This is a genomic window from Caballeronia ptereochthonis (assembly GCF_001545075.1).
Classification (GTDB): Bacteria; Pseudomonadota; Gammaproteobacteria; order Burkholderiales; family Burkholderiaceae; genus Caballeronia; species Caballeronia ptereochthonis.
In genome coordinates this window covers 77814-98044 of sequence record NZ_FCOB02000021.1, presented here as the reverse complement: position 1 = coordinate 98044, position 20231 = coordinate 77814, and the positions used below count along the sequence as shown (strand labels likewise).

Here is a 20231-nt window from a genome sequence, read left to right as displayed (position 1 = left end):
GCTTGGCTTGGCGCGCGGTGATTCGAGGGCGGGGCAGCGGGCGATGCAGATGCACCGCGCGCTCACCTAATTCGATCGGTAGCCGAAATGGCGAAGCCCGTGGCGCGGCTGCCGGCGTTGCTCGCGGGCGGCAGGCCGAAATACGCGCGTGCGTTGTCGACGTCCTTCGCGATGGCGGCAGTCAGCGTTTCGAGGTCGACGAATTTCTCCTCGTCGCGCAGCTTCTTCAGGAATTCGACGCGCACGAGCTTGCCGTAGGCGTCGCCATGCCAGTCGAGCACGAAGACCTCGAGCAGCACGCGGCCGGAATCGTCGACGGTCGGGCGCAGCCCAACGCTCGCGACGGCGGGCAGCGGCTCGTCCGCGAGACCGTGCACGCGCACGACGAAGATGCCCGCGAGCGCCGGCCGCTTGTGCGCGATCGGCAGATTCAATGTGGGAAAGCCCAGATCACGGCCGAGCTTCGCGCCGTGCACGACGTGCCCGCTGATGATGTACGGCCGTCCGAGCGCGACTTGCGCGGCTTCGAGGTCGCCCGCGACGAGCGACGCCCGCACCGACGACGACGAAATGCGCGCGCCGTTTGGATGCGCGACGGTCGCCATCTGCTCGACTTCGAAGCCGTATTGCTCGCCCGCCGCCTTGAGCGATTCGAAATCGCCCGCGCGCTTGGCGCCGTAGCGGAAGTCGTCGCCGATCATGACCCAGCGCGCGTGCAGCCCGTTCACGATGATGTTCTTCACGAACGTGTCCGGCGACTGGCTCGCGAACGTCTGGTTGAAATGCTCGACCACCACGCGGTCGACGCCGTTCGTGCGCAGCGCTTCGAGCTTGTCGCGCAGCATCGCGATGCGCGGCGGCGCGCCGGCCGGATTGAAGAACTCGCGCGGATGCGGCTCGAAGGTCATCACGCAGACCGGCAGGCCGCGCGCGTCCGCGGCTGCCCGCACGTGCGCGAGCAGCGCCTGGTGGCCGCGATGGACACCGTCGAAGTTGCCGATGGTCAGTGCGCAGGGCGCCCGGCTTTCGGCATTGGGGAGGCCGCGAAAGACTCTCACAATAGGCGTTGGTCGGTGGGAGAGGGCTGATGCTGCAAAGCGTTAGATTATAAACGCTCGCACGGATCGACGGGCGCGCGCGGCCGGGCGACGTCCGCCGTGACGCCCGACTGATCCCTTTTGGCACGATTTTCGCACTCGCCGAATGATAAAATCCGCGGATGAAAAAAATCGTCATTCTGATCTCCGGACGCGGGAGCAACATGGAGGCCGTCGTGCGCGCGTGCGCGCGCGACGGCTGGCCAGCCCGAGTCCGGGCCGTCATTGCAAACCGGCCGGATGCCGCCGGGCTTGGCTTCGCGGCCGCGAACGGCATCGAAACCGTGGTGGTGGATCATCGCCGGTTCGAGAGCCGCGAGTCGTTCGACGCGGCGCTCGCGAGCGAAATCGACCGCTTCTCGCCCGATCTCGTCGTACTGGCGGGCTTCATGCGCGTGTTGACCGACGCCTTCGTCGGGAAATACGCGGGGCGCATGCTCAACGTCCATCCGTCGCTCCTGCCGTGTTTTCCGGGCCTGCGCACGCATCAGCAGGCGCTCGACGCCGGCGTGCGCGTGCACGGCGCGAGCGTGCATTTCGTCACGCCGACGCTCGATCACGGGCCGATCGTCGTGCAGGGCGCGGTACCGGTCATCGCCGGCGACGATGCCGCCGCGCTCGCCGCGCGCGTGCTGAAGGTCGAGCACGTCATTTATCCGCGCGCGGTGCGCTGGTTCGTGGAAGGGCGTCTTTCTATCGAGGGCGAACGCGTCGCTCTCACGCCGTCTGAGCCGCAATGGCTCTTTGCCGACATTGCCGGGGAGGGCGCATGAGGCTGCATGGATTTCTGATCGGACAGACCGAAACGCTGCTCGCTGACGTGCTGCGCTTCTCCGGCCCCGCGGATGCCGCGACGAGCCGCTTCTTCCGCGCGCATCCGAAGCTCGGCCACGGCGAGCGCGGCGTGATCGCGGAAGCGGTGTTCGCCGTGCTGCGCCGGAAAATGGAGTTTTCGCACCTTGCGGAGAGCGGCAGCGGCAGCCAGGCGCGGCGTCTGGCGCTGCTCGGACTGATGCAGACCGCGGGTCTGAGCGCCTTGAAGCCCTTCGTTTCGGCTGATGAGCATCAATGGCTTGCGCAGGTTTCGAAAATCGATCCCGCGAGCCTGCCGGTGCGCGTGCGCACGAACCTGCCGCAATGGATCTACGACGCACTCGGCAAGCGCTTCGCGCCCGAGGAGCTCGCGCAGCTCGCCGCCGCGCTGAACTACCCGGCCCCGCTCGATCTGCGCTCGAATCCGCTGAAGGCGAGCCGCGAGGTCGTACTGAAGGCGCTGACCGACGCCGGCATCGACGCGGGCGAGATGCCTTACGCGCCGTTCGGCGTCCGCGTCGACGGCAAGCCCGCGCTGACGCGCCTCGCTCCGTTCCAGGAAGGCTGGATCGAAGTGCAGGACGAAGGCAGCCAGTTGCTCTGCTCGCTGATGGCGCCGCGCCGCGGCGAGATGATCGTCGACTTTTGCGCCGGCGCGGGCGGCAAGACACTCGCCCTCGGCGCGATGATGCGCTCGACCGGCCGTCTCTACGCGTTCGACGTGTCCGACCGGCGTCTCGCGAAGCTGAAGCCGCGGCTCGCGAGAAGCGGCCTGTCGAACGTGAATCCGGTGCTGATCGACAGCGAGCACGACGCCAAGATCAAGCGTCTCGCGGGCAAGATCGACCGCGTGCTCGTCGATGCGCCGTGCTCCGGCCTCGGCACGCTGCGCCGCAATCCGGATCTCAAGTGGCGTCAGTCGCCCGCGACGGTCGCGGAACTGACGCCCAAGCAACTGTCGATCCTCACGAGCGCGGCGCGGCTGGTGAAGACCGGCGGGCGGCTCGTCTACGCGACGTGCTCCATGCTCGAAGCGGAAAACGAAGGCGTCGTCACGCAGTTCCTGGAGACGCATCCGAACTTCCGCGTCGTGCCCGCGCGCGACGTGCTGGCGGAACAGCGCATCGACCTGGACACGGGCGAGTATCTGTCGCTGTGGCCGCACAAGCACGGCACCGACGGCTTCTTCGCGGCGGTGCTCGAGCGCGTGCCCGAGGCTTCGAAAGCGCCGAAGCCGGCCGACGAAACCGCGTAAGCCAGCGCGAGCATGCAGAACCGCTTCCTGAGCGAACTCTCCGCGCGGCTCTTCCGCGACTTCGGCGAGCCGGAAGTGATCTGGCAGGTCGCGGTGCTGCTCGGCCTGCTCACGGTGGCCTGGTGGTGCGCGCGCCTGCTGCGCAAGAGGCTCGATGCGCGCCGCCAGTCGCGCTTCGAAGCGGTGCGCTTCGGCGCGGAAAGTCTCAACAAGGCGCTCTTTCCGCTGCTCGGCACCGTGTTCGTGTCGATCGCGCAGGTGGTGCTCGCGCCGTTCATCCACACCGCGTTCCTGCGCCTCGCGCTCGTGCCGCTGTGCGGCATCACGGTCATCTACACGATGTTCTACGTCGCGCGGCGCGTGTTCAGCCGCGGCGAGGCGGAGCACGAGGCGAACGCGCTGCTTTATCTCTTCGAGAAGCTGGTGACGGTGATCGTCTGGATCGCCATGGTGCTCACGGTCATGGGCATCCAGGACGACGTCGTGCACTGGATGGCGAGCGTGCGCTTCAACTTCGCCAACGCGCACATGACGCTGCTCTCGCTCGCCTCGGGCGTGCTGTGGGTGTGCATCACGCTGATCGTCGCGATGTGGGCGGGCGCGCTGCTCGACGACCGCCTGACGCGCGCCCGCTCGCTGGACGCGAATCTCAAGGTCGTGCTCGCGCGCGTCGGGCGCGCGTCGATGATTCTTGCCGCGCTTCTGGTGAGCCTGTCGATCGTCGGCATCGACATCACGGTGCTCGGCGTGTTCGGCGGCGCGCTCGGCGTTGGGCTCGGTTTCGGCTTGCAGAAGATCGCGAGCAACTATGTGTCGGGCTTCATCATCCTGCTGGACCGTTCCTTGCGGCTAGGAGACATGATCAGCGTGAGCGGCAGCCAGGGCACCGTCACGCAGATCCGCACGCGCTACACCGTCGTGCGCGGACTCGACGGCATCGAAACACTGATTCCGAACGAGAAGCTGATCACCGATGTGGTGCAGAACCATTCGTCATACCTGACGCGCGGCAACGCGAAGATCGCGGTGCAGGTGAGCTACCGCTGCGACATCGAGCGCGCGATGCAACTGCTCGTCGACGCGACGCAGGGCATCGAGCGCGTGTTGCAGGACCCCGCGCCCGCCGCGCTGCTTGCCAGTTTTGGCGCGGACGGCATCAATCTGGAGTTGAGCTTCTGGATCGACGAGGCCGCGAAGGGCACGGGCGGCGTACGGTCGCAGGTGAACCGCGCGGTCTGGCGGTTATTCTCCGAGAACGGTATCGAAATCCCGTACGCCCAGCGCGAGATCAGAATTATCGATGGCGTAACGCGCGCGGGCGGCGATTCGGCATCAAATGCCGAAAATCGCGCAGAAGGCGCCGCGCCGGCAGCCTGAAGGCTGGCTGGCCGACAGGCTCCATCTTACGATTTGGGTCGGAATCAACACCAATTCGGGGCGTGAGTTTTTTCTCGTTTTGGTAAGAATCAAAAAATTTCACCTTTAGGACAAAGACTTGGAACGCATGCAGTAGAATGCGATCGAACCTGCGCACGTTCCTTTCACGTGCCCAACAGGCTGCCTGAAGTCAGTTTGACCGGCCATTTTTTCCGAATTTCACAGCTACATAGGTAACCCGCCTTGCTGAATTCTTCCCTCGAATTTCTCGCCAACGGATTGCTGGACTTTTCCTGGTGGCAGATTCTGCTGTTCACGCTCGCGATGACGCACGTCACCATCGCCGGCGTCACGATTTACCTGCACCGGTGCCAAGCGCACCGCGCGCTGGACCTGCATCCGGTCGCAAGTCACTTCTTCCGTTTCTGGCTCTGGATGACCACCGGCATGCTGACGGGCCAGTGGGCGGCGATCCACCGCAAGCACCACGCCAAGTGCGAGACCGAAGAAGATCCGCACAGCCCGCAGACGCGCGGCATCTGGAAGGTGCTGCTCGAAGGCGCCGAACTCTATCGCGCCGAAGCGAAGAACGAAGAAACGATGCGCAAGTTCAGCCACGGCACGCCAAACGACTGGATCGAGCGCAATGTCTACACGCGTTATCCGATCCTCGGCATCAGCGTGATGATGGTGATCGACGTCGCGCTGTTCGGCATCGTCGGTCTGTCGGTGTGGGCCGTGCAGATGATCTGGATTCCGTTCTGGGCGGCGGGCGTCGTCAACGGCCTCGCGCATTTCTGGGGTTATCGCAACTTCAACTCGTCGGATGCGTCCACGAACATCTTCCCGCTCGGCATCCTGATCGGCGGCGAGGAACTGCACAACAACCATCACACGTTCGCGACTTCCGCGAAGCTGTCGAGCAAGTGGTACGAGTTCGACATCGGCTGGATGTACATCCGGATCATGTCGGCGTTCCGTCTCGCGAAGGTGAAGAAGGTCGCGCCGACGCCGAAGCTCGCCGCAAGCAAGGCGGTCGTCGATCAGGACACGCTGCAGGCGGTGTTGTCCAACCGCTACGAAGTGATGGCGCGCTACGGCAAGGCGCTCAAGCGCGCCTACGCGCAGGAGCTGGCGAAGCTGAAGGAAGCCGGCGCGCGCGAGAAGTATCAGCTGATGCGCGGCGCGCGCAAGTGGTTCCACAAGGAAGAGGACGGCCTGAACGAGCCGCAGCTCAAGCAACTGCCGGAACTGACCTCCGACAACCAGCGGCTGCGCACCTTCATCGAACTGCGCAAGGATCTCTCGGCGATCTGGGACCGCTCCAATGCGTCGCGCGAGCAACTGGTCACGCAATTGCAGGACTGGTGCCGTCGGGCGGAGGAAAGCGGCATCAAGGCTCTGCAGGATTTCGCGTTGCGCCTGCGCCGCTACGCCTGACGCGCGATATCCGTTAAAATTTAAGAACGTCACAAGACCCCGCTCTGGCGGGGTCTTTGTTTTTGGCGGCCGATTTTTCGCGTTTGTTTTGGCTGAAGCTGGCAGCAGGGGACAGAAACATGGAAGCGATCAGGAGCGTCGAGTACGACCGGCCGCAAGGCCTGACGTGTGGAGTGGGCGAGGCATGGGCACGGGTGCCGGAGGCGCCGTCGCCGGAAGAGAAGCGCGAGTTGAAGGAGCGCATTCGGGCGCTGCTGCGGCGGGAGGAGGCGGTGCTGGTCGCTCATTATTATGTTGACGCCGAACTCCAGGAGCTCGCCGATGAAACCGGCGGCTGCGTCGCCGATTCGCTGGAAATGGCGCGCTTCGGGCGCGACCACGCCGCGAAGACGCTGGTCGTGGCCGGCGTGCGCTTCATGGGTGAGACGGCCAAGATCCTGAGCCCGGACAAGCGCGTGCTGATGCCCGATCTCGACGCGACCTGTTCGCTCGACCTGGGCTGCCCCGCCGACGAGTTTTCTGCGTTCTGCGACGCGCATCCGGACCGCACGGTCGTGGTCTACGCGAACACCAGCGCGGCTGTGAAGGCGCGCGCGGACTGGATGGTCACTTCGTCGATCGGACTGGAGATCGTCGCCGACCTGCACGCGCGCGGCGAGAAGATTCTCTGGGCGCCTGACCGGCATCTGGGCGGCTACATCCAGAAGAAGACCGGCGCGGACATGCTGCTCTGGCAAGGTTCATGTCTCGTCCACGACGAATTCAAGGGAATCGAACTGGACCTGTTGCGCAACGAATACCCCGACGCGAAGATCCTCGTGCATCCCGAATCGCCGGAGGCGGTCGTCGCGCTCGCGGATGTCGTCGGCTCGACCACCCAATTGATCGACGCCGCCGTGCGCATGGACGCGAAGCGCTTCATCGTCGCGACGGACCTCGGCATCCTGCACAAGATGCGTCTGGCCGCGCCCGGCAAGACCTTCATCGAAGCGCCGACCGCCGGCAACAGCGCCACCTGCAAGAGCTGCGCGCATTGCCCGTGGATGGCGATGAACGGTCTCGCGAATCTCGCCGCGGTGCTCGAACGCGGCCACAACGAGATTCACGTCGATCCGGCCATCGGCGTGCGTGCGCGCGTGCCGATCGACCGCATGCTCGACTTCGCCGCGCGTCACAAGAAGCGCGTTCAGGCGAGTGGCGATCTTGCCAAGGATGCGTCGTTGTTCACGAACGTGGGGGCGGCATGATGGCGGCTTCTGCGTTCCATGCGCCGATCTTCGAGGAAGTCCGCGCTCAATACGGCGAGGTGTTCGACGCGGCGCTCGCGCGCAATGTCGTCGATGCGCTCGATGAAGACGTCGGCACGGGCGACCAGACCGGCCGTCTCGTGCCGGCCGACGCGCGGCGCACGGCGCGCATCATCGTGCGCGAGGATGCCGTGCTGTGCGGCGTGCCCTGGTTCAACGAGGTGATGCGCCGCGTCGATCCGTCGATCGAGATCGAATGGCAATACCGCGAAGGGGAGCGCATGGCGGCGAAGTCCGCAGTCGTGCTGCTGCACGGCCCTGCGCGCTCGCTGCTGACGGCGGAACGCAACGGCCTGAACTTCCTGCAATTGCTCTCGGGCATTGCGAGCGCGACGCGCCGCTACGTGGATGCCATCGAAGGCACGCGGGCGCGCATCCTCGATACGCGCAAGACGCTGCCGGGCCTGCGGCTCGCGCAGAAGTACGCAGTGCGCGTGGGCGGCGGCGCGAACCAGCGGCTCGCGCTCTACGACGGCATTCTGATCAAGGAGAATCACATCGCGGCGGCGGGCAGCGTGGGCGCGGCGATGGACGCGGCGCTCGCGCTGAACGCGGGCGTGCCGATCCAGATCGAAGTGGAAACGCTGGAGCAGCTCGAAACGGCGCTGGCGCATCGCGCGGAATCGATCCTGCTCGACAACTTCACGCTCGACATGATGCGCGACGCCGTGCGCATCACCGCCGGGCGCGCGCTGCTGGAAGTCTCCGGCGGCGTGAACTTCGACACGGTGCGTGCCATTGCCGAAACGGGCGTGGACCGCATCTCGATCGGCGCGCTCACGAAGGACGTGCGCGCGACCGACTTTTCGATGCGCCTGATCTGAAGGCTAAACCGCGCGCCGCCGCACCGCCGGCGGCATCAGCACGGTCGGCAACGCCTTCGGCAAGGTCTCGGGCCAGTCGCGGCTGTAGTGCAGGCCGCGGCTCTCGCGCCGCGAGCACGCGCTCTCCACGATCAGCGACGCCACATCGACGAGATTGCGCAGTTCCAGCAGATCGCGGCTCACCTTGAAGTTCGCGTAGTACTCGTGGATCTCGTCGCGCAGCAGCGCGAGCCGATGCTGCGCGCGCGCCAGGCGCTTGTCGGTGCGCACGATGCCGACGTAATTCCACATCAGGCGCCGGAGCTCGTCCCAGTTGTGAGCGACGACCACTTCCTCGTCCGGATCGGACACGCGGCTCTCGTCCCAGCTCGGCAACGGTGCATGACAGCCGGCGGAGAAGCCCTCCGCCTCGATCGCATGCGCCGCCGCGCGGCCGATCACGAGGCATTCGAGCAGCGAATTGCTTGCGAGCCGGTTCGCGCCGTGCAAGCCCGTGTACGACGTCTCGCCGACCGCGTACAGCCCCGGCCGATCCGTGCGCCCCGCGAGATCGGTGACGACGCCGCCGCACGTGTAATGCGCGGCGGGCACGACCGGAATCGGCTCTTTCGCGATATCGATGCCGAACTCGCGGCAGCGCGCGAGGATCGTCGGGAAATGCTCTTCGAGAAACGCGCGCGGCTGATGGCTGATGTCGAGATACACGCAATCGATGCCGCGCTTCTTGATCTCGAAGTCGATCGCCCGCGCGACGATATCGCGCGGCGCGAGCTCGGCGCGCTCGTCGTGCGCGGGCATGAAGCGCGTGCCGTCCGGCAGGCGCAGGATGCCGCCTTCGCCCCGCACCGCTTCGGAGATGAGGAAAGATTTCGCGTAAGGGTGAAAGAGGCAGGTCGGATGGAACTGGATGAATTCCATGTTCGCGACGCGGCAGCCCGCGCGCCACGCCATCGCGATGCCGTCGCCAGTCGCGGTGTCGGGATTCGTCGTGTAGAGATAGACCTTGCCCGCGCCGCCCGTCGCGAGCACGGTGTGCGGCGCCTGAATGGTCACCGTGCGCCCGGAGTTGACGTCCAGCGCGTAAAGTCCGTGGCAGCGATGGCCCGGCAGTCCGAGACGGTCGGACGTGATCAGGTCGATCGCGTAGTGATCTTCGAGAACGGTGATGTTCGGATGCCTGCGCACGCGCTCGCTGAGCGTCGTGACGACCGCGTGGCCGGTGGCGTCGGCGGCGTGGATGATGCGGCGATGACTGTGGCCGCCTTCGCGCGTCAGATGAAAGCCCAGCTCGGCGGAGACATCGCGCGTGAAGGGCACGCCTTCGTCGATGAGCCATTCGATCGCGGCCCGTCCGTTTTCGACGATGAAACGTGTCGCCGCTTCGTCGCACAGGCCACCGCCCGCGACGAGCGTATCGCCGACGTGATTGTCTATGCTGTCCGACGAGTCCAGCACGGCCGCGATGCCGCCCTGCGCCCAATCGCTCGCGCCGACGCTCGCCGCGCGCTTGGCGAGGATCGCGACGCGCCGCGTTTCCGCCAGATTCAGCGCGACGCTCAAGCCCGCGAGCCCGCTTCCTACGATTGCCACATCGAAATTCATGCTGCCGCTTCTCCGTCCGTGTTCTCGTCGATAGCCGGCAAGCATAACTCGCGAGAACCATGAGGGACAGCGAAAACCCCCGTACGGTCGTGTGAAAAGCGTGTGAAAAGCGTGTGAAAAAGCGGCGCAAAAAACAAAAAGCCCCGCGAATTGCGGGGCTTTCTGCTGTCTTCATTCTCAGGCTCTCAACATCAAGATTTACTTGATCTTGGTTTCCTTGTACTCAACGTGCTTGCGGACGACGGGATCGAACTTCTTGATCGCCATCTTTTCCGGCATGTTGCGCTTGTTCTTGGTCGTCGTGTAGAAGTGACCCGTGCCTGCGGTCGATTCCAGCTTGATCTTGTCGCGTGCGCCCTTGGCCATGTGCGTGCTCCTTAGATTTCACCGCGTGCGCGCAGGTCTGCGAGCACGGCGTCGATACCGTTCTTGTCGATCAGGCGCAGACCGGCGTTCGAAACGCGCAGACGCACCCAGCGGTTTTCGCTTTCAACGAAGAAACGGCGATTCTGCAGGTTCGGCAGGAAACGGCGCTTGGTCTTGTTGTTTGCGTGGGAAACGTTGTTGCCCGACATCGGGCCTTTCCCAGTTACTTGGCATACGCGTGCCATGAGGACACTCCTAATACACGTTAAGTCTGAGTCGGACGCTCGCATGAAAGCACTCGCTTTCATTTCGATGCCTCTTATCGCCCGATTTGCCGATCGGGGACTTGGCAGCACGGTTATGCCAATGAGGGCTGCGCCCAGCGCACCGTTTCCGGTTCACCTTACTCAGAGCAGGCTGGTTGAGAAAAGCAAACGCGGATTGTAGCAGGAAAAACGCTGCAATATCAAACCTTTTTGAGATGCGTCGCCGTGTTCGCGCAGCCATCAGAGCCAGCCGTGGCGCGCGAACGAGAAAATTTCATTCGCCGCCACGACGATGTGATCGAGCAGCCGCACGTCGATCAGCGTGAGCGCGTCCTGCAGCGTCTTGGTGAGGCGCCGGTCGTTGGTGCTCGGCGCGACGCCGCCGGACGGGTGATTATGCGCGACGATGAGCCCCGCCGCATTGAGCGTGAGCGCGCGCCGCACGATTTCGCGCGGATAGACCGCCACGCGCGTGAGCGAGCCGCGCGCCGACTCCTCGGCGTGGAGCAGTTGATGACGCGCGTCCAGATAAAGGCAGACGAAGACCTCGTAGGGCCGCGTGCCGATCAGGAGCCGCAGATAATCCTCGACGGCCCCCGGCGCGTTCAGCAGTTCGCGATCGCGCGCTTTTTCCACGAGCGCACGCCGGCACAGTTCGGAGACGGCGAGCAGGGTGGCGGCGCGGGCCGGCCCGATGCCGCGTTCCTCGCGCAGCTCGGCGGCGGATGCATCCAGCACGCCGCGCAGCGAGCCGAAGCGCCGCAGAAGCTGACGCGCGACGTCGACCGCGGTGGCGCCCGAGACGCCGGTGCGCAGGAACAACGCGAACAATTCCGCATCCGACAGGGACGCCGGGCCCGTATCCAGCAGTCGCTCGCGCGGTCGGTCGGCGCGCGCCCATTGGCGGATGGGCATGACCGGCGCGATCGCGGACCGGTCCGCTTCGGACGAGGCAGGCGGCTTCACGAGCCGCAGATCGGCGCTCATCGCGGGCCGCCGGGACATCTTGTCGCGCGGGACAGCGCACGCAGGACGCAGCCACGTGACGCGTCCGGACACAACTCTGTCTTACAATAGCGGTTTTGGCGCCCGGTTCGCACCGGCGCCGCACGGTTCGCCGCCTCGCGCCGAAGAGCCGCCACGCGCGGGGTCCGCGCCCCGCATCCGACTGTACGGCCACATCCAATACTCATGAGCATCATCGATATCTCCGAGGTGAAACCCGGTTCGCACGTCACGCTTCATTACCGGCTTGCACTTGCCGATGGTGCGGACATCGTCAACACGTTCACCGACAAGCCCGCCACGCTCCTGCTCGGCGCAGGCCAGCTCGCGGAACCGTTGGAAGAGATTCTGCTGGGCCTGAAGGTCGGCCACCATTCCACCTTTCAGCTAACGCCCGAGCAGGCGTTCGGGCCGCGCAATCCGGAGCTCGTCCAGTGGGTGTCGCTCGCGACGCTGCGCGAGAACAGCATGATCGGCGAGAATTTTTCGCCGGGCGACCTCGTCGAATTCAACGCGCCGAACGGCGGGCGCTACGCGGGCGTGCTGAAGGAAGTCGGCGAGACGGCGGCGCTGTTCGATTTCAATCACCCGCTGGCCGGCCAGGCGCTCGTCTTCGAAGTGAAAATCATCGGAATTCTGTAGCCATGAGCCTGACTGAAAGCCTCAACGAAGTTCAGACCGACGTCGAAATCCTGCTTGCGCAGCCGCGCGGGTTCTGCGCGGGCGTCGATCGCGCGATCGAAATCGTCGAGCGCGCGATCAAGCTCTTCGGCGCGCCCATCTACGTGCGTCACGAGATCGTCCATAACGCGTATGTCGTCGAGGATCTGCGCAAAAAAGGCGCGATCTTCATCGAGGACCTGGCCGACGTGCCCGAAGGCAGCACGCTGATCTTCAGCGCGCACGGCGTCTCGAAGGCGGTGCGCGGCGAAGCCGAGGCGCGCGGCCTGCGCGTGTTCGACGCGACGTGCCCGCTCGTGACCAAGGTGCACATGGAAGTCGCGAAGATGCGCCAGGAGGGCTTCGACATCGTGATGATCGGCCACAAGGGCCACCCCGAGGTCGAAGGCACGATGGGCCAGTCGGGCGAGTGCATGCATCTCGTCGAGGATATCGAGGACGTGCTGAAGCTCGACCTCCCCGATCCGCAGCGCATCGCGTACGTCACGCAGACGACGCTCTCGGTCGACGACGCCTCGGCGATCATCGACGCGCTGAAGACCAAGTATCCCGACATCAGGGAGCCGAAGAAGCAGGACATCTGCTACGCGACGCAGAACCGCCAGGACGCCGTGAAATTCCTCGCGCCGCAGTGCGATGTCGTGATCGTCGTCGGCAGCCCGAACAGCTCCAATTCGAGCCGTCTGCGCGAAGTGGCCGAGAAGCGCGGCATTCCCGCCTATATGGTGGATTCGCCGACGCAGATCGATCCGAAATGGGTCGAGGGCAAGAAGCGCATCGGCGTGACCGCGGGCGCCTCGGCGCCGGAAGTGCTGGCGCAGGCGGTCATCGCGCGGTTGCGCGAGCTCGGCGTGCGCAGCGTGCGGTCGCTGGAAGGCATCGAGGAAACCATCGCGTTTCCGCTGCCGCGCGGGTTGTCGCTGCCGCAGTGAGTCAGGCAAAGCGTCAAAAAAAGCGCCTCCGGGCGCTTTTTTTTTTTCGCCCGTGCGCCGGATCTCGCGGCGCGCACGGAACCCTCGCAGCCGATACGAAACCAAGCGTGAGCACCGTATTGGCGCGCGCTTCGAAATCGACATTTTCTTCTAAATGACTTCAGGGTTTCCCCGTAGATCCGATAAGCAAACGTAACCGCCAGAACCCGGCCGATTGAACCTGTTGCCGTTATGGTGCAACTACTGCACAAAAGCGGATCGCAACCCGGTTGCGCTTTGCGCTGAAAATTGCCGAAAAAATGCGGTTGCAATGCTGGAAAACCCCGCCACGCAAGAATATTGCTCGTCTCATATTTAGCGTTACAATGCGCGCGTCTTGAGGCCAGAAGGGTTCACGACGACAGTTTTTAGAGGCGCAGGAGACCTTATTGATGCGATTCAAGTTTGCTCACGCCGTGTCCATCGCGGCTGCGGTTGCAATGGCAACCGCATGCGGCAAGAAGGACGAGGGCGGGGCGGGCACGGCAGCGTCGGCGGCGAGCTCCGCGGCGGCGCCGGCTGCGTCCGCGCCCGCTCCGGCGAGTGCGGCGACTGTCGTGAAGATCGGTCATGCCGCGCCTCTGACGGGGCTGCAGGCGCATCTCGGCAAGGATAACGAGAACGGCGCGCGTCTCGCGCTGGAAGAGATCAGCGCGCAGGGACTGACGATCGACGGGCGTTCCATCCGCCTCGAGCTCGACAGCCAGGACGATGCGGCCGATCCGCGCACGGGAGAAGAGGCCGCGCAGCGTCTCGTCGACGACCACGTGGTCGCGGTGATCGGCCATATGAACTCGGGCGTGTCGATTCCGGCCTCGAAGATCTATAGCGATGCGGGCATCGCGCAGATTTCGCCATCGACGACGAACCCGGAATACACGAAGCAAGGTTACAAGACGACGTTTCGCGTCGTGGCGACCGACGCGCTGCAGGGCCCCGTGCTGGCCGGCTATGCGATGAAGACGCTGCACGCGAAGAAGGTGGTCGTGGTGGACGACGCGACCGCCTACGGCCGGGGACTGGCCGACGAATTCGCGAAGACCGTGCAGGCCGGCGGCGTGAAGATCGCCGCGCGCGAGCAGACCACCGAAAAGACCCGCAATTTCAAGGCGATCCTGACCAAGATCAAGCGCATCCAGCCGGACGTCGTGATGTACGGCGGCATGGACGTGACGGGCGGTCCGTTCGCGAAGGAAGCGGCGGCGCTCGGCATCAAGGCGAAGATTCTGGCGGGCGACGGCGTCTGCACCGATAAGGTGGCCGAGCTCGCGGGCGACGCCGTGCAGAACCTCGTCTGTTCGGAAGCGGGACTCGCGCTCTCGAAGATGGACAAGGGAGCGGACTTCGCGCAGAAGTATGAAGCCCGCTTTCACACCCCGGTGCAGATTTACGCGCCGTTCACGTATGACGCGATGTACGTGATCGTCGACGCAATGAAGCGCGCCAATTCCATCGAAGCGCCCAAGGTGCTCGCTGCGATCGCCACGACGGACTACAACGGTCTGACGGGGCATATCGCATTCGACGACAAGGGCGATCTGAAGGCGGGGACGATTACGCTTTACGACTTCAAGGACAAGAAGAAGGACGTACTCGACGTCGTCAAGCAGTAGCAGCGGGCGTTTGCAGTTCCGGCGGCGCTTCACCGACAGCGCCGTTTTCGCATCCGTTTGGGGACGGCTGCAGCCTTATCCGGCCGCGGCCGGACCACCGAACGACCAACCTTTACCGGTTTTTTCAAAAGTACGCGCAGTGCCGCTTCAGATTTCGCTTCACACCGGTTTATCGGCCGGTGATAAAGGCGTAACCGAATCGCACGGGGCTAAGGAGCTTTAAATGGATATTTTCATCCAGCAGATCCTCAACGGTCTGGTGCTTGGCAGCGTCTACGCCATCATCGCACTAGGCTACACGATGGTGTACGGCATTCTGGGCATCATCAACTTCGCGCACGGCGACGTGCTGATGGTCGGCGCGATGGTTGCCTTGTCAGCCATCGGCGTCATGCAGAACCACTTCCCCGCGCTGCCCGGTCCGATCATGCTGACGATCGCGCTCATCATCGCCGCGTGCATCTGCGCCGTCGTCGGGTACACGATCGAGAGAGTCGCGTATCGGCCGCTGCGCCGCGCGCCGCGCCTCGCTCCGCTGATCACCGCGATCGGCGTGTCGATTCTCCTGCAGACCATCGCGATGATGATCTGGGGCCGCAACCCGCTGGCGTTCCCGCAGCTCCTGCCGACCGATCCGATCAACGTCATCGCCGCCGACGAAACCCGTCCGGGCGCGGTGATCTCGATGACCGAAATCGTCATCATCGTGGTCGCGTTCCTCGTGATGGGCGGACTGCTGCTGCTGGTGCACAAGACCAAGCTCGGCCGCGCGATGCGCGCGATCGCCGAGAACCCGGGCGTCGCCTCGCTGATGGGCGTGAACCCGAACTTCGTGATTTCCGCGACCTTCATGATCGGCTCGGCGCTTGCTGCGCTGGCGGGCGTCATGATCGCGTCGGAATACGGCAACGCGCACTTCTACATGGGCTTCATTCCAGGCCTCAAGGCGTTCACGGCGGCGGTGCTGGGCGGTATCGGCAACCTCGGCGGCGCGATGGTCGGCGGCGTGCTGCTCGGTCTGATCGAGCAGCTGGGGGCGGGCTACATCGGCAATCTGACGGGCGGCGTCTTCGGCAGTAACTACCAGGACGTGTTCGCCTTCATCGTGCTGATCATCGTGCTCGTGTTCCGTCCGTCGGGTCTGCTCGGCGAACGTGTCGCGGACCGCGCTTAAAGACCGTGTGAGGATCTCAAAAATGACTTCGATTCAACCGATTGAGCCGTCCACCACGCTCATCCCCGAAAAAAACATGGCGAAGACGCTCGTCGTCGGCATTCTCACCGCCGTGTTCGTCATTGCCGCGCCGATGGTCATCGGCGCCGCGGGCGGCAACTACTGGGTCCGCGTGCTCGACTTCGCGATGCTTTACGTGATGCTCGCGCTGGGCCTGAACGTCGTGGTCGGCTTCGCCGGCCTGCTCGACCTGGGCTATATCGCGTTCTATGCGGTCGGCGCCTATACCGCCGCGCTGCTCTCGTCGCCGCAGCTGACGACGCAGTTCGAATGGATTGCGCACCTCGCGCCCGGCGGCCTGCACGTGCCGTTCTTCATCATCGTGCCGATCGCGATGGCGGTTGCCGCGACCTTCGGCGTGCTGCTCGGCGCACCGACGCTGCGTCTGCGCGGCGACTATCTCGCGATCGTGACCCTGGGCTTCGGGGAAATCGTCCGGATCTTCATGAACAACCTCGATCGTCCGGTGAACATCACCAACGGTCCGAAGGGGATCACGGGCATCGATCCGGTGACGGTGGCAGGCTTCAACCTGTCGCAGACGCACGAGCTCTTCGGCTTCAAATTTCCGTCTGTGTACATGTATTACTACCTGTTCGTGCTGTGCGCGCTCTTCGTGATCTGGGTGTGTACGCGCCTGCAGCACTCGCGCATCGGCCGCGCATGGGCCGCGATCCGCGAGGACGAAATCGCCGCGAAGGCGATGGGCATCAACACCCGTAACGTGAAGCTGCTCGCGTTCGCGATGGGCGCGTCGTTCGGCGGCCTGTCCGGTGCGATGTTCGGCGCGTTCCAGGGCTTCGTGTCGCCGGAATCGTTCACGTTCTGGGAATCGATCGTCGTGCTGGCGTGTGTGGTGCTGGGCGGCATGGGCCATATTCCGGGCGTGATTCTCGGCGCGGTGCTGCTCGCCGTGTTCCCCGAGTTTCTGCGCTCGACGATGGGCCCGCTGCAGAACGCCATCTTCGGCCATCAGATCGTGGATACCGAAGTCATCCGCCAGCTGCTGTACGGCCTGGCGATGGTGCTGATCATGCTGTATCGCTCGGAAGGCCTGTGGCCCGCCCCGAAACACGAAGACAAGATCGCGAAGATCGCGAAGCGCAACGGCAAGAAGCCGGCGCGTGCTTGAAGAGCGGAGATTCAGAACATGAGCGAAAAGCAAACGCGACTTTCCGTCAAGGGCGTCAACAAGCGCTTCGGCGGCCTGCAGGCGCTGTCGGACGTCGGCCTCGAAATCAAGGAAGGCGAGATCTACGGCCTGATCGGCCCGAACGGCGCCGGCAAGACGACGTTCTTCAACGTGATCACCGGCCTCTACACGCCGGATTCGGGCGAGTTCAGGCTCGACAACCAGGCGTACACGCCGACCGCCGTGTATCAGGTGGCGAAGGCGGGCATTGCGCGCACGTTCCAGAACATTCGTCTGTTCGGCGGCATGACTGCGCTCGAGAACGTGATGGTCGGCCGTCACGTGCGCACGAAGCACGGTCTGCTGGGCGCGGTGTTCCAGACGCCGGCGGAACGGCGTGAAGAGCGCGAGATCAAGGAACGCGCGCTCGAACTGCTCGAGTACGTCGGCGTGCTGCAATACGCGGACTACACGTCGCGCAATCTGTCGTACGGTCACCAGCGCCGTCTGGAAATCGCCCGCGCGCTCGCGACCGATCCGAAGCTGCTCGCGCTCGATGAACCCGCCGCCGGCATGAACGCGACGGAGAAGGTCGAACTCACGCGCCTGCTCGACAAGATCCGCTCGGACGGCAAGACGATTCTGTTGATCGAACACGACGTGAAACTCGTGATGGGATTGTGCAACCGCATGACGGTGCTCGATTACGGCAAGGTGATCGCCGAGGGTCTGCCGCAGGACGTGCAGAAAAACCCGAAGGTGATCGAGGCATATCTGGGTGCGGGGGTGCACTAAATGGCGACCACGAATGCAATGTTGAAGGTCAAGGGTCTGCAGGTGAATTACGGCGGCATCCAGGCAGTGAAGGGTGTCGATCTGGAAGTAGGTCAAGGCGAACTGGTCACGCTGATCGGCGCGAACGGCGCGGGCAAGACCACGACGATGAAGGCCATCACCGGTCTCAAGCCGTTTTCGGGCGGCGATATCCAGTACATGGGCCAGTCGATCAAGGGCGTGCCGACGCACGAGCTGCTCAAGCGCGGCCTGGCGATGGTGCCGGAAGGCCGCGGCATCTTCGCGCGCATGTCGATTCTCGAGAACATGCAGATGGGCGCGTATCTGCGCAACGATGCCGCTGAAATCCAGAAGGACACCGAGCGCATGTTCGGCTTCTTCCCGCGTCTGAAAGAGCGCGCTTCACAGTATGCGGGCACGCTCTCGGGCGGCGAGCAGCAGATGCTCGCGATGGCGCGCGCGCTGCTCTCGCGTCCGAAGCTGCTGTTGCTCGACGAGCCGTCGATGGGTCTCTCGCCGATCATGGTCGAGAAGATCTTCGAAGTGGTGCGCGAGATTTCGTCGGAAGGGCTGACGGTGCTGCTGGTGGAGCAGAACGCGCGTCTCGCGTTGCAGGCGGCCAATCGCGGCTACGTGATGGATTCGGGCATGGTCACCATGTCCGGCGACGCGAAGGTCATGCTCGACGACCCGAAGGTTCGCGCGGCTTATCTGGGCGAATGATTTCGCTTGCCGTTCGAAGAAGCCGACTGCCGCAGCAAGCCGACTGCGGCAGCAGTCGGCTTTTTTATTGTTCAGAGCCGCTTGCCGAGGCTCACGACTTCATCCATGCGATAGCCGAGCTTTTCGTAGAAACCGCGAAGCTCGGTCTTGACCGCGAGGATTTGCAGATTCACCTTCGGACATCCGAGCCGCGTCAGGGCAGCTTCGGCGTGCCGCATCAGCGCGCTGCCATAGCCGCGTCCGCGCAGCGAAGGCGTCACGGCGAGCGAATACACCCAGCCGCGATGCCCGTCATATCCGCACATCACGGTGCCGATCACTTCGTCACCGAGCGTGCCGATGAAAAACAACTCCGGCTGCGTCTTCATCTTGTTGGCGATCGACAGCGCCGGATCGCGCTGCGGCCGCGATGCGTCCGCGTACTCCGGAAACACATCGCGCCACAGGGCGATCACCGCATCGTGATCGCCTGCATCGAACGTACGGATGATCACAGCGAATCGAGCACCGAGCGCAGCATCTTCATCATCAGGTCGATCTCGTCGCGGGTCACGTTGAGTGCGGGCATGAAGCGCAGCAGGTTCGGGCGCGCCGCATTGACCAGAAGGCCGTCCGGCTGCATCAGGCGCGCCTTCTCGACGATCTGCGGACCCTTGTCGCTGTCGAGCAGCAACGCGCGCAGCAGGCCTTCGCCGCGCTCGCCCTGGAAGCCGCGCTCCGCCGACAGCTTGAGCAACTCCTGCTTCAGATACTCGCCGTTCGCGCGCACGCCTTCGAGGAAGCCCGGCGCCGTCAGCTGCGAAATCACCGAATAGCCGACCGCCGTCATCAGCGGATTGCCGTTGTACGTGCCGCCCTGATCGCCCGCGTCGAAGCACGCGACCTCCGCCTTCGAGAGCAGCGCCGCGAGCGGCACGCCGCCGCCGATGCCCTTGCCGAGCGTCATGATGTCCGGCTCGATGCCCGAGAGCTCATAGGCGAAGAGCGTTCCCGCGCGGCCGCAGCCGCTCTGCACTTCATCGACGATCAAAAGCAGGTTGTGCTTCTTCGTGAGCTCGCGCAACTGCTGCATGAACTCGCGCGTCGCGGGGATCACGCCGCCTTCGCCCTGGATCGGCTCGAGCATCACGCCGACGGTCTTCTCGTTGATGAGCTTCTCGACCGACGCGATGTCGTTCAGATCGGCCTTCGGGAAGCCCGGCACCTGCGGCGCGTAGATCGTGTCCCAGCCGGCCTTGCCGCTCGCGGACATCGTCGCGAGCGTGCGGCCGTGGAAGCTGTGATCGAAGGTGATGATCTCGTACGCGCCGTTCCTGAACTTCCTGCCCCACTTGCGCGCGAGCTTGATCGCGCCTTCGTTCGCTTCCGCGCCGCTGTTGGCGAAGAACACCTTGTCGAAGCAGCTGTTCGCGGTGAGAAGGCCGGCGAGCTGCGCCATCGGCGCGTTGTAGAACGCCGGCGAGGGGTTGATCAGCGTGCGCGCCTGCTTGTTGAGCGCTTCGATCATGCCGTCGTTGCAGTGGCCGAGCGAGTTGACGGCCCAGCCCTGGATGAAGTCGAGGTAGCGCTTGCCCGTGTTGTCGTAGAGCCACGAACCCTTGCCGTGCGTGAACACGATGTCGGGGCGGTTCGTGATGTACATCAGCGAATCAACGGGGTACTCATTGAAATTCATGACAGCGGGCTCCACGAAGGCTAGTGCAGGAGAAAGGGAAAACGGCGCGGAAAAA

The 20231-nt window shown here is 64.3% G+C and carries 20 protein-coding genes; 13 read left to right on the top strand and 7 right to left on the bottom strand.

The window, feature by feature from the left end; translation table 11 throughout:
• Positions 1-62 precede the first annotated feature (62 nt).
• Positions 63-1058 (bottom strand): bifunctional riboflavin kinase/FAD synthetase, encoded by a 996-nt coding sequence (locus AWB83_RS22195; RefSeq protein WP_087047772.1) that lies wholly within the window; start codon positions 1056-1058, stop codon positions 63-65.
• Positions 1059-1219: 161 nt separating this feature from the next.
• Between AWB83_RS22195 and purN the strand changes: the two genes are divergently transcribed.
• The 6 genes from purN to nadC all read left to right on the top strand — a co-directional run bounded on the left by purN (position 1220) and on the right by nadC (position 8113).
• Complete coding sequence (gene purN / locus AWB83_RS22185; protein ID WP_087047771.1) at positions 1220-1870, top strand: phosphoribosylglycinamide formyltransferase; 651 nt, start codon at positions 1220-1222, stop codon at positions 1868-1870.
• The gene (locus AWB83_RS22180; protein ID WP_087047770.1) at positions 1867-3165 is read left to right on the top strand and encodes an RsmB/NOP family class I SAM-dependent RNA methyltransferase; all 1299 of its coding nucleotides are present in this window, start codon (positions 1867-1869) and stop codon (positions 3163-3165) included. Before purN ends, AWB83_RS22180 begins: the two co-directional genes overlap by 4 nt.
• A 12-nt stretch (positions 3166-3177) precedes the next feature.
• Positions 3178-4542 carry a mechanosensitive ion channel family protein gene (locus AWB83_RS22175; protein WP_087047769.1) on the top strand — a complete coding sequence of 455 codons (1365 nt, stop codon included), beginning with the start codon at positions 3178-3180 and terminating at the stop codon, positions 4540-4542.
• A gap of 243 nt (positions 4543-4785) precedes the next feature.
• Entirely contained in the window at positions 4786-5982 is a 1197-nt protein-coding gene (locus AWB83_RS22170) for a DesA family fatty acid desaturase (RefSeq protein ID WP_087047768.1), read from the top strand.
• A gap of 119 nt (positions 5983-6101) precedes the next feature.
• Complete coding sequence (nadA, locus tag AWB83_RS22165) at positions 6102-7229, top strand: quinolinate synthase NadA (RefSeq protein ID WP_087047767.1); 1128 nt, start codon at positions 6102-6104, stop codon at positions 7227-7229.
• On the top strand, positions 7226-8113 hold the full coding sequence (gene nadC, locus AWB83_RS22160; protein WP_374729128.1) for a carboxylating nicotinate-nucleotide diphosphorylase: 888 nt from the start codon (positions 7226-7228) through the stop codon (positions 8111-8113). The genes nadA and nadC overlap by 4 nt, the downstream gene beginning before the upstream one ends.
• Before the next feature lie 3 nt (positions 8114-8116).
• Here nadC and nadB read toward each other — a convergent pair whose 3' ends face one another.
• The 4 genes from nadB to radC form a co-directional block, all read right to left on the bottom strand.
• A complete protein-coding gene (nadB, locus tag AWB83_RS22155) occupies positions 8117-9715 on the bottom strand; it encodes an L-aspartate oxidase (protein WP_087047765.1) in 1599 nt (532 codons plus the stop codon).
• 198 nt (positions 9716-9913) lie between these two features.
• Positions 9914-10081, bottom strand: coding sequence for a 50S ribosomal protein L33 (gene rpmG, locus AWB83_RS22150; RefSeq protein ID WP_006478046.1), 168 nt, complete (start codon positions 10079-10081; stop codon positions 9914-9916).
• Positions 10082-10092: 11 nt separating this feature from the next.
• Positions 10093-10326 (bottom strand): 50S ribosomal protein L28, encoded by a 234-nt coding sequence (gene rpmB, locus AWB83_RS22145; RefSeq protein WP_008351171.1) that lies wholly within the window; start codon positions 10324-10326, stop codon positions 10093-10095.
• A 261-nt stretch (positions 10327-10587) separates the two neighbouring features.
• Entirely contained in the window at positions 10588-11352 is a 765-nt protein-coding gene (gene radC, locus AWB83_RS22140; protein ID WP_374729127.1) for a RadC family protein, read from the bottom strand.
• A 186-nt stretch (positions 11353-11538) separates the two neighbouring features.
• On the opposite strand from radC, the gene AWB83_RS22135 reads away from it, so the two are divergent.
• The 7 genes from AWB83_RS22135 to AWB83_RS22105 all read left to right on the top strand — a co-directional run bounded on the left by AWB83_RS22135 (position 11539) and on the right by AWB83_RS22105 (position 18501).
• Entirely contained in the window at positions 11539-11994 is a 456-nt protein-coding gene (locus AWB83_RS22135; protein ID WP_087047763.1) for an FKBP-type peptidyl-prolyl cis-trans isomerase, read from the top strand.
• 2 nt (positions 11995-11996) lie between these two features.
• Complete coding sequence (gene ispH, locus AWB83_RS22130) at positions 11997-12965, top strand: 4-hydroxy-3-methylbut-2-enyl diphosphate reductase (protein WP_087047762.1); 969 nt, start codon at positions 11997-11999, stop codon at positions 12963-12965.
• Between the two features lie 431 nt (positions 12966-13396).
• On the top strand, positions 13397-14617 hold the full coding sequence (locus AWB83_RS22125) for a branched-chain amino acid ABC transporter substrate-binding protein (protein WP_087047761.1): 1221 nt from the start codon (positions 13397-13399) through the stop codon (positions 14615-14617).
• A gap of 223 nt (positions 14618-14840) precedes the next feature.
• On the top strand, positions 14841-15791 hold the full coding sequence (locus AWB83_RS22120; RefSeq protein WP_087047760.1) for a branched-chain amino acid ABC transporter permease: 951 nt from the start codon (positions 14841-14843) through the stop codon (positions 15789-15791).
• A gap of 22 nt (positions 15792-15813) precedes the next feature.
• Positions 15814-16983 (top strand): ABC transporter permease subunit, encoded by a 1170-nt coding sequence (locus AWB83_RS22115; RefSeq protein WP_087047759.1) that lies wholly within the window; start codon positions 15814-15816, stop codon positions 16981-16983.
• Between the two features lie 18 nt (positions 16984-17001).
• On the top strand, positions 17002-17778 hold the full coding sequence (locus AWB83_RS22110; RefSeq protein WP_087047758.1) for an ABC transporter ATP-binding protein: 777 nt from the start codon (positions 17002-17004) through the stop codon (positions 17776-17778).
• Positions 17779-18501 carry an ABC transporter ATP-binding protein gene (locus tag AWB83_RS22105; protein ID WP_167389145.1) on the top strand — a complete coding sequence of 241 codons (723 nt, stop codon included), beginning with the start codon at positions 17779-17781 and terminating at the stop codon, positions 18499-18501.
• 71 nt (positions 18502-18572) lie between these two features.
• Here AWB83_RS22105 and AWB83_RS22100 read toward each other — a convergent pair whose 3' ends face one another.
• Together AWB83_RS22100 and AWB83_RS22095 are read right to left on the bottom strand one after the other, a co-directional pair.
• Positions 18573-18995: a GNAT family acetyltransferase gene (locus tag AWB83_RS22100; RefSeq protein ID WP_087047757.1), complete on the bottom strand. Its 423-nt coding sequence runs from the start codon at positions 18993-18995 to the stop codon at positions 18573-18575.
• Positions 18992-20176, bottom strand: a complete 1185-nt coding sequence (locus AWB83_RS22095) for an acetylornithine transaminase (protein ID WP_087047756.1) — start codon at positions 20174-20176, stop codon at positions 18992-18994. Before AWB83_RS22095 ends, AWB83_RS22100 begins: the two co-directional genes overlap by 4 nt.
• Positions 20177-20231: the final 55 nt, after the last annotated feature.